This is a genomic window from Gracilibacillus alcaliphilus (genome assembly GCF_016909015.1).
In the GTDB taxonomy this organism is placed as follows: domain Bacteria; phylum Bacillota; class Bacilli; order Bacillales; family Amphibacillaceae; genus Gracilibacillus; species Gracilibacillus alcaliphilus.
Genome location: NZ_JAFBFA010000013.1, coordinates 33,872 through 47,389, shown reverse-complemented (window position 1 = coordinate 47,389; position 13,518 = coordinate 33,872). Strand labels below are relative to the sequence as shown.

Annotated in this window: 12 protein-coding genes; 9 read left to right on the top strand and 3 right to left on the bottom strand. The window is 40.0% G+C overall.

Going from position 1 to position 13,518, the window contains the following annotated elements; genetic code table 11:
- Positions 1-83: 83 nt before the first annotated feature.
- Together JOD18_RS11235 and JOD18_RS11230 are read left to right on the top strand one after the other, a co-directional pair.
- Positions 84-1,379 (top strand): HD domain-containing protein, encoded by a 1,296-nt coding sequence (locus JOD18_RS11235; protein WP_204669126.1) that lies wholly within the window; start codon positions 84-86, stop codon positions 1,377-1,379.
- 28 nt (positions 1,380-1,407) lie between these two features.
- Positions 1,408-1,914 carry a YwgA family protein gene (locus tag JOD18_RS11230; protein WP_204669125.1) on the top strand — a complete coding sequence of 169 codons (507 nt, stop codon included), beginning with the start codon at positions 1,408-1,410 and terminating at the stop codon, positions 1,912-1,914.
- A 68-nt stretch (positions 1,915-1,982) separates the two neighbouring features.
- Here the strand turns inward: JOD18_RS11230 and JOD18_RS11225 are convergent, their stop codons facing one another.
- Positions 1,983-2,165 (bottom strand): 2-hydroxymuconate tautomerase, encoded by a 183-nt coding sequence (locus JOD18_RS11225; RefSeq protein WP_204669124.1) that lies wholly within the window; start codon positions 2,163-2,165, stop codon positions 1,983-1,985.
- Between the two features lie 171 nt (positions 2,166-2,336).
- Here JOD18_RS11225 and JOD18_RS11220 point away from each other — a divergent pair, with 171 nt between their 5' ends.
- A complete protein-coding gene (locus JOD18_RS11220; protein ID WP_204669123.1) occupies positions 2,337-2,849 on the top strand; it encodes a YwhD family protein in 513 nt (170 codons plus the stop codon).
- Between the two features lie 136 nt (positions 2,850-2,985).
- On the opposite strand, the gene JOD18_RS11215 is transcribed toward JOD18_RS11220, so the two are convergent.
- A complete protein-coding gene (locus JOD18_RS11215) occupies positions 2,986-5,052 on the bottom strand; it encodes a transglycosylase domain-containing protein (RefSeq protein ID WP_204669122.1) in 2,067 nt (688 codons plus the stop codon).
- Between the two features lie 340 nt (positions 5,053-5,392).
- Here JOD18_RS11215 and JOD18_RS11210 point away from each other — a divergent pair, with 340 nt between their 5' ends.
- Genes JOD18_RS11210 through argS form a run of 3 tightly spaced genes read left to right on the top strand, consistent with a single transcriptional unit; the run spans position 5,393 to position 8,557 of the window.
- A complete protein-coding gene (locus JOD18_RS11210; protein WP_204669121.1) occupies positions 5,393-6,427 on the top strand; it encodes an AimR family lysis-lysogeny pheromone receptor in 1,035 nt (344 codons plus the stop codon).
- Positions 6,428-6,446: 19 nt separating this feature from the next.
- The gene (locus JOD18_RS11205) at positions 6,447-6,875 is read left to right on the top strand and encodes a DUF1934 family protein (RefSeq protein ID WP_204669120.1); all 429 of its coding nucleotides are present in this window, start codon (positions 6,447-6,449) and stop codon (positions 6,873-6,875) included.
- A 14-nt stretch (positions 6,876-6,889) separates the two neighbouring features.
- Entirely contained in the window at positions 6,890-8,557 is a 1,668-nt protein-coding gene (gene argS, locus JOD18_RS11200) for an arginine--tRNA ligase (protein WP_204669119.1), read from the top strand.
- A gap of 533 nt (positions 8,558-9,090) precedes the next feature.
- On the opposite strand, the gene JOD18_RS11195 is transcribed toward argS, so the two are convergent.
- Positions 9,091-10,230: a phospholipase D-like domain-containing protein gene (locus JOD18_RS11195; RefSeq protein ID WP_204669118.1), complete on the bottom strand. Its 1,140-nt coding sequence runs from the start codon at positions 10,228-10,230 to the stop codon at positions 9,091-9,093.
- Positions 10,231-10,399: 169 nt separating this feature from the next.
- On the opposite strand from JOD18_RS11195, the gene JOD18_RS11190 reads away from it, so the two are divergent.
- The 3 genes from JOD18_RS11190 to JOD18_RS11180 all read left to right on the top strand — a co-directional run bounded on the left by JOD18_RS11190 (position 10,400) and on the right by JOD18_RS11180 (position 13,485).
- Positions 10,400-10,987, top strand: a complete 588-nt coding sequence (locus tag JOD18_RS11190) for an AAA family ATPase (RefSeq protein ID WP_204669117.1) — start codon at positions 10,400-10,402, stop codon at positions 10,985-10,987.
- 175 nt (positions 10,988-11,162) lie between these two features.
- Positions 11,163-11,666, top strand: a complete 504-nt coding sequence (gene rpoE / locus JOD18_RS11185) for a DNA-directed RNA polymerase subunit delta (protein ID WP_204669116.1) — start codon at positions 11,163-11,165, stop codon at positions 11,664-11,666.
- Positions 11,667-11,886: 220 nt separating this feature from the next.
- The gene (locus tag JOD18_RS11180; RefSeq protein ID WP_204669115.1) at positions 11,887-13,485 is read left to right on the top strand and encodes a CTP synthase; all 1,599 of its coding nucleotides are present in this window, start codon (positions 11,887-11,889) and stop codon (positions 13,483-13,485) included.
- The last annotated feature ends 33 nt before the right edge of the window (positions 13,486-13,518 follow it).

Below are 13,518 nucleotides of genomic sequence, written 5' to 3'. Positions count from 1 at the left end.
TAAAGAGGTTATTCAAAAAATTTTGAAGATCACTTTATACTATATTATACTAGATAATAAGAAAAAAGAGGAAGGTATTTGCCATGGCTTATAAAGATGAGAAATTGAATGAAGAAAAAGTCTTTAAAGACCCTGTTCACCGCTATGTTCATGTGCGAGACCGTGTGATCTGGGATTTAATTGGAACGAGAGAATTCCAAAGATTAAGACGCATTAAGCAGCTGGGCACCACCTACTTAACCTTTCATGGGGCAGAACACAGCCGGTTCAGTCATTCCTTGGGCGTCTATGAAATTGTCAGGCGGATTCTGGTTAACTTTGAAGATCGTCCGACATGGAATCGTGAAGAACGGCTGCTTTGCCTCTGTGCAGGTTTGCTGCATGATTTAGGTCATGGCCCTTTTTCCCATACATTTGAAAAGGTGTTTAAGCTGGATCATGAGGAATTTACAAGGGCGATTATTCTTGGTGATACTCAGGTCAATCAGATTTTAACCAGAGTGGGGAAGGAATTTCCGCAGAAGGTAGCCGATGTCATTAATAAGACATACCATGATAAGCTGGTAGTCAGCCTTATCTCTAGTCAAATTGATGCCGATCGAATGGATTATTTACAGCGGGATGCTTATTTTACTGGTGTCAGCTACGGCCATTTTGATATGGAACGGATCCTGCGGGTGATGCGCCCATTAGAAGATCAAGTGGTGATTAAAGAATCAGGCATGCATGCGGTAGAAGATTATATTATGAGCCGTTATCAAATGTATTGGCAGGTCTATTTCCATCCTGTAACAAGAAGTGCAGACGTGATTTTGACCAAAATTTTGCACAGGGTAAAAGAGTTGTATCATGAAGGTTACACTTTCCGCGTGCAGCCTGTCCCATTTATTTCCTTCTTTGAAGAAGATGTTTCCTTATCTGATTATATTCACTTAGATGAGGGAGTCGTTCTGTATTATTTTCAAATGTGGGAGGAAGAAGCCGATCCGATTCTGCGTGATTTAGCCGATCGATTTGTTAACCGCCGATTGTTTAAATATACAGAATTTAATCCGAATTTGCAGATGAAGGATTGGATGGAGCTGTATCAGCTCTTCCGTGACGTGGATCTTGATCCGGAATATTATTTAGTGGTTGACTCTTCCTCTGATTTGCCATATGATTTTTACCGTCCAGGTGAAGAAGAAGAGCGATTGCCGATTCATTTATTAATGCCTAATCAAGAGTTGAAAGAACTATCACGTCAATCGGATATTGTTGAGGGGATTTCAGGTAAGAAACGAACCGACCATAAGCTCTATTTTCCAAGAGATGCGATTGAACAATTAGCAGATGATCGACCAGAGAAAGAGAAGATCAAACGAATACTATACAGATAACAAACGTTAAGAACTGGGAGTGTTTTCATTGCTTGATAATCATGCGAGATTAGTAGGCATAATTGCCGCAGCAGACGGTGTCGTGGGACGCAAAAAATTGCAGAAAATCATCTATATCATGAAGAAACTGGGCTTCCCCTTTGAGGAGAAATATACCTTCTATTTTTATGGACCGTATTCGGAAGAGTTAAGCTTGCGCATAGAAGAACTGACCAATCTAAACTTTGTCTCTGAGGTCAAAGAGGAGAAAAGCAATTATTATCAGTATCGTTACCAAGTGACAGAGCAAGGGAAGGCCTTCCTTCAGCATGCACCTGCAGACTTCTCCACTATCAGTGAACCATTGCAAGAAATAAAACAGAAGAGTTCCCGTTTCTTGGAATTGGTAGCGACAATGCTGTATTTTGATCAGCTTAGTGAAGATGAAATTGAACAAAAGGTAGAAGAAGTAAAGAAGAAGTCAAATTATACCAAGCAAGATATGCAAGAGGCGCGAGCATTTATTAAGTATATCAAACAAACAATGGTACACTAGGAGGAATAACAAAAGCGACGATGGTGGAACTGCCTAATCGTCGCTTTTTGTATCGTTACATCAGATCATCAATCGATTAACCGTTTACCACCCATACCATAATTGCGTTTATCGATATCCTCGATAAAGACAACTACCTTTTCACGAGAGGCGCCAGTTGTTTCTACAACGGCATCGGTTACCTTCTCGATAAGTGCCTTGCGTTGTTCATCTGTACGGCCTTCCAGCATTTGTACTGTAACATATGGCATATGCATCCACTCCTTTTTTTCCTGATCGTTCTAGTGTAGTATACTATAAAATAAACGAATACAGAGAGAAAAATAATAAATCCATCGGGATAAAAAGCTGTAGAAGATGAAAAATAGAAATTAACCATGCTACAATAAGAAGGAGAAGATTAGAACGAGGAGGCTTTTTTTATGAGTGAGGAAAAGCAAAAGAAATCTAACCAATTTACGATTATGAAGGATGACTCTACCGACGGCCATGGCGGCTACGGTGTGGGCTCCGTCAGTTTAGAGAATATTTCACCGGTGATTGTTGATCCGAACGAAGAGCGTGCCTTTGTCGATATTGGTGCAATGCATGCAAGAAGTGAGGTAGAACGACGGGTTAAATTTATTCCAAATAAAGACGAAGTGCCAAATGGCAAGCTTTATTGGATTGTTTGGGTAACGGTAGAACAATCAGACAAGGGACCTTATTATCATGGGGTTACTGGCTGTGAAATTATTGTAGACCGCTCCATTAAACGCGCCTACAAGTCAATGCCAGAGCATGTTAATCACATGGATAAATCGATGAAAGGGCATGTGATTGTCGATCATATGGATCAGAAATCAAAGCAATTATTGGGTAATTTCTTGCGCGAGTTTAACCAAGAGATGTGGGAGAATTCATCAGACGAATTAAAGCAAGCCCTACCTCAATAATCATGAACATTTTGTGAACTTTCAAAAATAGCGAAGATTATACTTGTTCTTGCAGTTCAATATTAATAAAATAGATAACAAGGTAACTCTTATAGTTACTAGGATCGTAAAAAGGCTGGGCATATGCCCAGCCTTTTTACGTAGGATCTCCTTCCTCTCCTTCACCAATCCATAACCATTCCCACCAATTCTCTAACAAATGGTTTTCGGGCACCGTTCCTCCTTCAGAATGAGTACTGCAGTATTCTTTCGGCTCTGTTCCACGAATAAACAGCATGGGATAGGTATGTTCACAGCCCTCTGCGGCTAATAAACCTGTATCCAGATCAATCATTGCTTCAACGACATTATCGGGCTTCATCACGCGTACTTCTGGTAAAGTATGATGCGCCTTTTCCATAAACTCCGCCCAAACTTCCTTAGCATATTGCTGATCCTCTGATAAGACAATTTCACGATTATCGTCATATCCTACCCAGATGCCGGAAGTGAGTGCCGGCGAATAGCCGACCATCCAATTATCGACATTGGTTGTTCCAGATTTACCGGCATAATCACGGGATAATTGATCAGCAATGGACGCACCGGTGACTTGCATATAGCCATTTAATTCCTCATGGAACATCCCTTTCATCAGATCATTAAGAATATAGGTATAACTTTGATTTAACACTTGTTGGTCTTCTTGTTTTTTAAATAGAGAAAATTGACTCTCCGCTTTATCATCTGTTTCTCGTTCGTATAATACGTTATCAAAGCTGTCCGTTACTTTTTCAATTGTATGCGGTTCTACCCGTTTGCCACCATTGGCAAGGATACTATAACCAGTTACCATTTCCTGTACCGTGACTACTTCCGTTCCTAATGCCAAAGAGGCAACGGCAGATAATGGGCTGGTAAATTGGAACTTGTCCTCCGCGATCTTAGCAAACCGCTCTGGTGTCACAAATAGATTCGTTTTAATAGCATAGATATTATCAGATAAAGCTAGAGCCTGTGCCAAAGTAATTGGCTTGTTGGCGTAATAATCATGATAATTACTAGGCTGATAGCTGTTGCCATCCTGTAGCTCAAACACTGTCGGCTGACTCATTAAAGGTGTAGCTGCTGTCATTCCGCTTTCTAAAGCTGTATAGTAAAGGAAAGGCTTAAAAGCAGACCCTGGCATTCGCTGTGCTTGGGTAGCTCGGTTAAAAGCAGATTCTTGATAGTCCAGTCCGCCCAACAAGGAGGTAATCGCCCCGGAGTTCGGATCCATTGCCATAGCGCCAATCTGTATTTCTGGATTAGTAATGACTTCTGCCACGGTTTCTTCTAGTAATCGTTGTTGGTTCAGATCAAGTGTCGTATAGACTTGATAACCGCCTGAGCGAATATCTTCCAGATCAATATCCAATAACGCTTGTAATTCCTGATTAACGGCATCTTGAAAGTAGGGGGCTGCCCCTGCTGTAACCACTTCTTCTGGGTCAGCGAAAGCCAGTTTTTCGTGAATCGCAGAGTGGTAGGTTGCTTGATCAATGACTTGTTTATCGTATAGATTTTGCAAAATCCATTCTTGACGTGCCTTGGCCCTCTCCTCATCATGAAAAGGCGAGTAGAGTGAAGGACCTTTTGGTATACCGGCAAGCATTGCTGCCTCTGCCCAGCTTAGTTGTTTCGCAGGCTTATCAAAGAAATGCTGACTGGCTGCTTCAATACCATAGGCTCCATGACCATAATAGATTGTGTTTAGATAGCCTTCTAACAATTCTTCTTTGTCATAAAACATTTCTAAACGAATGGTATAGAATGCTTCATATAGTTTTCGTTTCCAGGTCTTTTCATGTGTTAAATAAAGATTTCGTGCATATTGCTGGGTGATCGTACTGGCACCTTCCTTTAAGGACATCGTTCGAATATCCTTCCAAATAGCACTTAGCAGTCGTTTAAAATCAAAGCCGAAATGCCGATAGAAGTGTTGATCCTCTGTCCAAACAGTAGCTAACTCTACCTTGTCATCTATTTCATCATCTGGCACCCAATACCGTTTCTCAGATCCGTACGCTTCTCCAATTACTTCTTCCTTATCACTGAAGTAAACCGTGTTCTGCGGGCGCTCAAGAGAGGGTGGACCCAAAAAGAAGCAAGCCACTAACAATACAGCCAGACAAGAGCTGCCTATCATTATAAAAAAAAGAGCAATTTTAAGCAGACGTTTCATTTCCACACCCCACTTTGTACATTATTAGCAGTATGTCTAAATGGCATACAGACTAAACATGTATTTTATGGAAATAAGAAATATGAGATGGATTAAAGCATTATATCTTGATAGATAACAATAGAGAGTTAAAATATAGCTATAAGCAGTTGTTCAAAAAGTCCAATAAAAAAAGAAAGCTTCCATATCTCTCTTTTGCAGAATGTGATAAAATGTTGTATAGTACATGAATTATTCAACTTAAGACATTCTTACGAGACAATTGGTGAGGCTATTTACATAGTATGACAACTACTAATACAAAATGGAATTAAGTTTATAAAGATTAGGAGATTATTCTATGGCAGGTAATTCAATAGTCGATAAATTTATCTTAAGTGAACAAGAAAAACCGTTGTATCTGATATATCAAGAATTGGAGAATCAGCCAACGGAAGTAAGTGATATGAGTAGAATATGTTTAGCCTGTGAACAGGAAAAAAACCAATGTACCGCTATGGAGTATTTATACACGAATGGGCTATATCAGGAACTAAGGCAGCTATTGGATAAAGTAAAGCATACAGACAGTGAGTTCGTAAGTAAAGCAGCCAAGTTTTATGAATTGATGTACCAGCGAAAGGTGTTACGCAAAAAACAACTAAAACCAGATGGCCCAGCCAAATATTTAAAGAAATTAAGCCGTATGAAGGTTCACCCGGACGATTACTTAATAATGTTGTTAAGTGACCTCATTCATATTTATTGTTACTTTGATATGTATCAATATGGTATGATCGGTTCATTTAATGAGAATATTAAGCGAAACATCCACAAGGTCAAGGATCCGCTGTTATACAAACTATTAAATTTGCGCCTGCAGGAAACATTATTTATTTATCACTGGAAGCGAAATGAATTAATTCTTTCTCGCAAATACGGCTACCAGTTGCTGCAATCGATTAACAATCCAAGAAAAAAAATAGATATCCATAATATTTTGGCACAAGGATATATTTATGAGAGTTATGACCAAGCCATCACACATGTTAATACTGCGATTGAAATAGCCAAGGAAATGAACAATGCGCGAGCGGTGTACGGTTTGAAAAACTATACATTGGTATTTATTTCGGCTTACCATGGGAAAACAGAGGGTATTGAGACCGAGGACAAGGCAGAACAAGCTCACTTGGCATTGGCAAATAATCAGTTGGATCTATGTATAGAAACTCTGGAATCATTTGAAAGTCTAACGCCTTTTCAAATGTATTATTTAGGTAAAGCCAAGCGGGACAAGCAATTGCTTCGGACCTCTTATCAACGCTTTATTAATGAGCGGGATGATTATTTTTATGCCAAATTACCGTTGGAAGCATTAAAGACAATGGATTAATAGAAGGAAGCATGGTAATGTGAAGAAATCTGACGTATCCGTCAATATGAGAATGGAAATTATCGATCAAGGACAACAGGATATTTCTGTAGTGAAAGAACGAGGACAATTAATGGAAAGAGGCAATATGACGGTATTAACCTTCAGTGAACAACATGAAGAAGATACGGTTATTGATTCCATGATTACGATCCAAGCGGATAAAGTAACTGTTAAACGAACCGGATCCATATCCATGGTGCAGCGTTTTATCGCAGACCAGCCGACCGAGAATGTATATCGCCATGCATATGGAACAATGCATATGACTACAAAGACAAATCAGATTTATTTTAGACGGCCTCAGAAACAAGAAGCAGGTGTCTTGAGCATTGACTATCAAACCAGTTTAAATGGTGAAGAGCCTAGACAACATAATCTCACCATCTCGTTGAATTATAGAACTTAGTGGAGGTAACAGAAATGAATGTAATGCAGGAATTGCAGGAAAAGGTAAAAGAAGAGATAAAGCAGGCTGTCCTAAAAGCAGAGTTGGCTTCTGAGACAGAACTGCCTGCGATTATTTTAGAACAACCGAAGGATAAGGCACATGGGGACTATGCGACTAATATCGCTATGCAGCTTGCACGGGTGGCAAAGAAGCCGCCCCGCCAAATTGCTGAAGAATTAATCACGCGATTAAATACAGCAAAGGTATTTATTGAAAAAGTGGATATTGCTGGACCAGGTTTTATTAACTTTTCGATGAATAATCAGTATTTGACAGAATTGATCCCAACGATTTTGCAACAAGGTTCTGAATATGGTTCATCTGATACAGGGAAAGGGGAAAAGATACAAGTAGAGTTTGTATCAGCTAACCCAACAGGTGATTTACATTTGGGTCATGCACGCGGAGCATCTGTCGGTGACTCGCTTTGTAATATCCTGGATAAGGCTGGGTACAAAGTGCAGCGTGAATATTATATTAATGATGCCGGGAATCAAATTCTTAACTTGGCTGTTTCAGTACAGGCACGTTATTTGCAGGCGATAGGCAGAGAGGCTGCCATGCCAGAGGACGGCTATCATGGTGCAGATATTATTAAAATCGGTGAACAATTAGCTGCGGAACACGGAGAGGCATTATTGGAGAAATCAGAGGATGAGCAGCTTGCCTTTTTCCGCTCTTATGGTTTAAAAGTAGAATTGGACAAATTAGCGAACGACTTGGAACAATTCCGTGTTACTTTTGATAATTGGTTTTCCGAGACATCATTATATGAAGAGGACAAGGTAATTCCAGCGATCGAAACCTTAAGAGAAAAAGGCTATATCTATGAACAAGATGGAGCTACCTGGTTCCGGACGACTGTATTTGGCGATGATAAAGACCGTGTATTAATTAAGCAAGATGGTTCCTACACGTATTTATCACCTGATATTGCTTACCATAAAAATAAACTAGATCGTGGATTTGATCAGCTGATTGATATTTGGGGAGCAGATCATCACGGCTATATCCCGAGAATGAAAGCGGCCATTCAAGCATTAGGCTATGACGCCGATACGCTAGAGGTTGAAATTATTCAAATGGTGAACCTCTTCGAGAATGGTGAAAAGGTTAAGATGAGTAAGCGAAGCGGAAAAGCTGTTACATTACGTGAGTTAATGGAAGAGGTTGGGATTGATGCAATGCGCTACTTCTTTGTGATGCGTTCAGCAGATTCTCACTTGGATTTTGATATGGATTTGGCAAAATCCCAATCCACCGAGAATCCGGTATATTATGTCCAATATGCACATGCTCGTATTTGTACGATGCTGAAACAAGCAGAAGAGAAAGGGATTGTCTTTGATAGTTATGACACCAACTTACTGCAATCTGAGAAAGCTGAAGATTTACTGAAGAAGTTAGGCGAATTCACCCAAGTTGTGGCAGATGCTGCAACTAACCGTACACCACACCGTGTGACACAGTATATTTTTGATCTGGCTGCCTTACTGCACAGCTTCTATAATGCCGAGAAGGTCATTAACGAAGCAGAATTGGAGGCAACCAAAGTAAAGTTAGCATTAATGGACGCAGTGCGTATTACTTTGGCAAACGGTATGAAGCTAATAGGAGTCCATGCACCAGATAGTATGTAATTAGACTATACGGAGGAAAAGAAGAGGCTGTTGCAACATGTAAATATTACATTGTGCAACAGCCTTTTGTATGTTAGGTGATTCTGTTTGATGGATCTTCCGCTCGTCCAGTTCCCTTGTCTGACTACAAGTGTCAAAAACTAGATAACTTCCCGAAAGTGCCCTACGATAAGTCATCATCGGTTCGTTCCTCCCCGTGATTCCTTTATCTCAGTTGCTTCGGTCCAGTTGTTACGTTTTTACCCGCCACACCCATAGGAGTCTTTGTGGTTAGCCTGCGCTGGAAAATAGTTCTACATTCATGCAAAGAAATAGCATCATGACTGTATGCTCCCTAGAATAGCTTATCTGTTTACTTCTTATGAAAGCATTCTATAAAAGGAAATGGACAACTTCACTATCAAGGTCCCGCTATCAAGGTCCCTTTCACTCATAACTACAATCAATGAAACAACATGATGGTCCACTCTCCTGAGTTACCCCATGCATCCATAATAGTTAAGTTTGGCCACTATCCTAACATCTGTTATCCCTTACAACCATTGCCTAATCGGCATAGTCAGCCGTGACAGCAAACGCAAGTGTACGGGCTGGTGTTCCAGCCACCCGTCTGTAAGGGGCTTACTGATGGAAACATCCTGCCAAAAGGCTTGATTTAATTTGGTATATAAAGGCTGCTGGCTAGTGAAAATAAAATTCAGCTCTTGGTTAAGCTCACAGCTGCGACGGTCGAAGTTTGCAGTACCAAAGATACAGGTGTCTTCATCAATAAAAATCACTTTGCCGTGAAAGAAGCCTTTTTTATAGAGACGGATAGTTGCGTGGTGGCTTTTTAACTGCTTTAAATCGGAAAGAGAGGCTGCCTTTGTAAGGAGATGATCTGCTTTATCTGGATATAAGATGGTAACCCTTACGCCGCGATTTAAGGCGTCCAGCAGTGCCTTTTTTACCTTGCTACTGGGAATAAAATAGGGAGAACCAATCTCGATAGAATGTTGACAGTGATGAATATAATGCAATAATCGTTTTTCAAAGGTGTATCCTTCTGTAGTTAACACCTCCACATCACCATTGTTTGCATGCATAGTGTCCTGTATTTGCTGTTCCCAATCGATCGTAAACGCTGTTTGCAGTACTTTCACGATTTCACCAGTTACCCGAACATGATAATCCCGCCATGCACCTAATTGCAGATCTTTGCCTAAATATTCATCACCAAGGTTAAACCCACCAACATAGGCTATGCTGTCATCTATTATTAGTATTTTGCGATGGTTACGCTGCTGTAAGCGATAAAAAAAGGGAAAGGCTGGCGGGTTTGTCTTTCGAAAGGCCATTTTGTGTTTCAGCCATTTACTGCGGAAACGAATACTGCCGATCCAATCTGTCAGCAGCCGCACTTGAACACCTTCAGATTGCTTGCGTGCCAATAAAGCATACAGGCGATTACTTACTTTATCATTGCGAATAATAAAGAATTGGATATCTATTCGCTTTGTTGCTTGTTCAATATCTTGGTAAATAGCAGAAAATAAGGAATTACCATCGATATAGACATCACTTTCTTGGATGGTCGTCATCCAGCTCTGACTCTGATTCTTTTGGAATTGAAACCATCTGCCAATGATCCAGTCCAGGCAAATGAGAATAACTACTAATACTAACCAGATCATCGGTGATCCCCCTTTTTGCTAAAAAAAGATATTCGGCTAATTGATCCGTGTTTATCTATTTAATGTTGCCAAAAAAAATTGGAATATACACCAACTTAGGGGTGCGTATTTCTTCATTTTGCGTTAACATATACAAAAGAATAGATAATTACAGAAGAGGTGTGAGCTTGTGCAAAGGTTAGTTTTTTTTGTAGGGGTAGCAGGTACTGGGAAGACAACAGTAGCGGAAAAGGCGGCTGCGCGGATTCCGTGTGCGTTCCTTGATCGTGATACAATTGGCGGACGTTTCGTTGAGCATATTTTAAAAATGAACAACATGGACCCGAATGACCGTGATTCTCAATTTTATAAAGAGAATCTGCGTGATTTAGAATATGATTCAACCAAAGATATATGCATAGAGAACCTGCGTGTTGGACAGAATGTATTTATGATTTCTCCCTTTACGGCTGAGCTGAAGAACAAAGACTGGATCGATGAAGTGATTGCCGCCAGCGGTAAATCAAAGACTGACGTTGATGTGAAGGTAGTCGTTGTTACATTGGACGATATGAATCAACAACGTCAGCGTATTCAGGAACGTGGGACAGTTCGAGATACGTGGAAACTGGATAATTGGGATTCCTATGAAACAAGGGTAGACTTTATTCCAGCCATTAATTGGGACATTCCGCAAGACCATATTCAGATATTTGATAACTCAGGTGAATTAACAGAAGAGAAAATTGCGAATCTGGTACGTTTTTTGGAGGCTTAGCAGGTGACAGACAAGGAATCACGTGTAACAGTAAACAGCTTGTGCAGATGGTGTTAGAGCAATCAAAGAATGAGTATTGCATTTCGATAAACAAAATCATATAATATGATGATAGACTATATCAATTGCATACAGGAGTTTACATATAGTATTGATGAAAAAGGGGTGCTGAGCTTTGAGTTTACATGACTTAACGCAACAACAAATAGATGAGTTGGCAATGATAGAGATTGCGACGCTAATCTTAGAAGAAGAGAATAAAGCATTAGACTTTCGTGAAATATTTGATCGAATTGCCGATTTGAAGGGTTTATCAGAGTCTGAGAAGGATACTTGGATTACTCAATATTATACAGATTTAAACATTGATGGACGTTTTATGACAAAAGGTTCCAATCTTTGGGGGCTGAAGAAGTGGTATCCCGTTGAGGAAATTGATGAGGATATTACGGTTGTGCCAAAGAAGAAAAAGAAAAAAGCAAAGAAGAGCAAGGCAGAAGATGTGCTTGATGAAACAGAGGATTTGGATGAAACGATCATTGCAGAAGACGATGATCTAGACGATTTCGATGATGATGAATTAGCGGCAGATGATATTATCGATGATGATTTTGACTTTGAGGATGACGATGAGGAGATTGATGACGAGTTCATTAATGAAGATGATATAGAAAAATAGTTTAAACAGATACTTGACTTTCGATAAGCTTCTGAGTAAAATTCTTATTGGGCACTATTATTAGTAGAAGCATATAGCGTTCCCTGCTTAGGGGGGCGCTTTTTATTTTTTGATAAGCATATCATATGGTGCGTACCTTATTTAGAGCGTGTGTCATAACTTGTTTATTTGTCACGAAAAATAATAGATATCATAATACAAATAGAAAGAGGGATATAGTGTGACCAAGTATATATTTGTAACTGGTGGTGTTGTTTCTTCTATTGGAAAAGGGATTACGGCTGCCTCATTGGGACGACTTTTGAAAAATAGAGGATTAAAGGTAACTATCCAGAAATTTGACCCATACATCAATGTGGATCCAGGCACCATGAGTCCATATCAACATGGCGAGGTATTTGTGACAGATGATGGCGCAGAAACAGACCTTGACTTAGGTCATTATGAACGCTTTATTGATATCAATCTTAATCAATACAGCAATATTACAACGGGAAAGATTTATTCAACTGTTATTAAGAAAGAACGCCATGGTGATTACTTAGGCGGCACGGTTCAAGTGATTCCACATATCACTAATGAAATTAAGGACAAAGTCTTTCAAGCTGGTAAACAGACTAATGCAGACATTGTCATCACGGAAATTGGCGGTACTGTAGGGGATATTGAATCCTTACCGTTCATTGAGGCGATTCGCCAAATTAAGAGTGACATTGGGAAAGACAATGTCATGTATATCCATTGTACGCTAGTACCATATATCAAGGCAGCCGGAGAACTGAAAACCAAGCCTACCCAGCACAGTGTGAAAGAATTACGTTCTTTAGGGATTCAGCCGGATGTGATTGTATTAAGAACCGAACATGCAATCAGTCAGGAAATGAAAGAAAAGATTGCTTTGTTCTGTGATATTAACGAGAAATCTGTAATTGAAGCTGGAGATGCAGATACACTATATCACGTACCACTTGACTTACAAAAACAGAACTTAGATCAGATTACATGTGATCATTTTGGTTTGGACTGTGGCGAAGCAGACATGACCGAGTGGAATCAGCTGGTAGAGCGTGTATTGAAGCTATCGAAAAAAATAACAATCGGTTTAGTAGGTAAATATGTGGAACTGCCTGATGCCTATATTTCTGTCGTAGAAGCCTTAAAGCATGCAGGTTATACGCATGACGCCGATGTGGAAGTCAAATGGATTAATGCGGAAGAGGTTACCAGCAGCAATGTTGCCGAGCATTTATCAGATGTAGAAGGATTATTAGTTCCAGGCGGTTTTGGCGACAGAGGGATCGAGGGTAAGCTGGAAGCAATCCGCTATGCTCGTGAGAATAAACTGCCATTCCTCGGCATTTGTTTAGGTATGCAACTTGCGACCGTTGAATTTGCCCGTAATGTAGTTGGATTAGAAGGAGCGAACTCTTTTGAGATTGATCCAAACACTCCATATCCAATTATTGATCTGTTGCCAGAGCAAAAAGATGTCTCTGACCTTGGCGGTACTTTACGTTTAGGTATCTACCCATGCCGTCTGCAGGATGGTACAAAAACAAAAGAGGCCTATGGGAATGAAGATGTTATCTATGAACGCCACCGCCATCGTTTTGAATTTAATAACGAATATAGAGAACAGATGGAAGCACATGGATTTGTCTTCTCTGGTACAAGTCCAGATCATAAATTGGTCGAGACGATTGAACTAGAGGATCACCCATGGTTCGTCGCTTCTCAGTTTCACCCGGAATTCAAATCAAGACCAACCAGACCACAACAATTATTTAATGGCTTCATCGGTGCTGCGGTTAATAAATAAACAAGCGAAAGCAAACATCCTACTTTTTGAAGT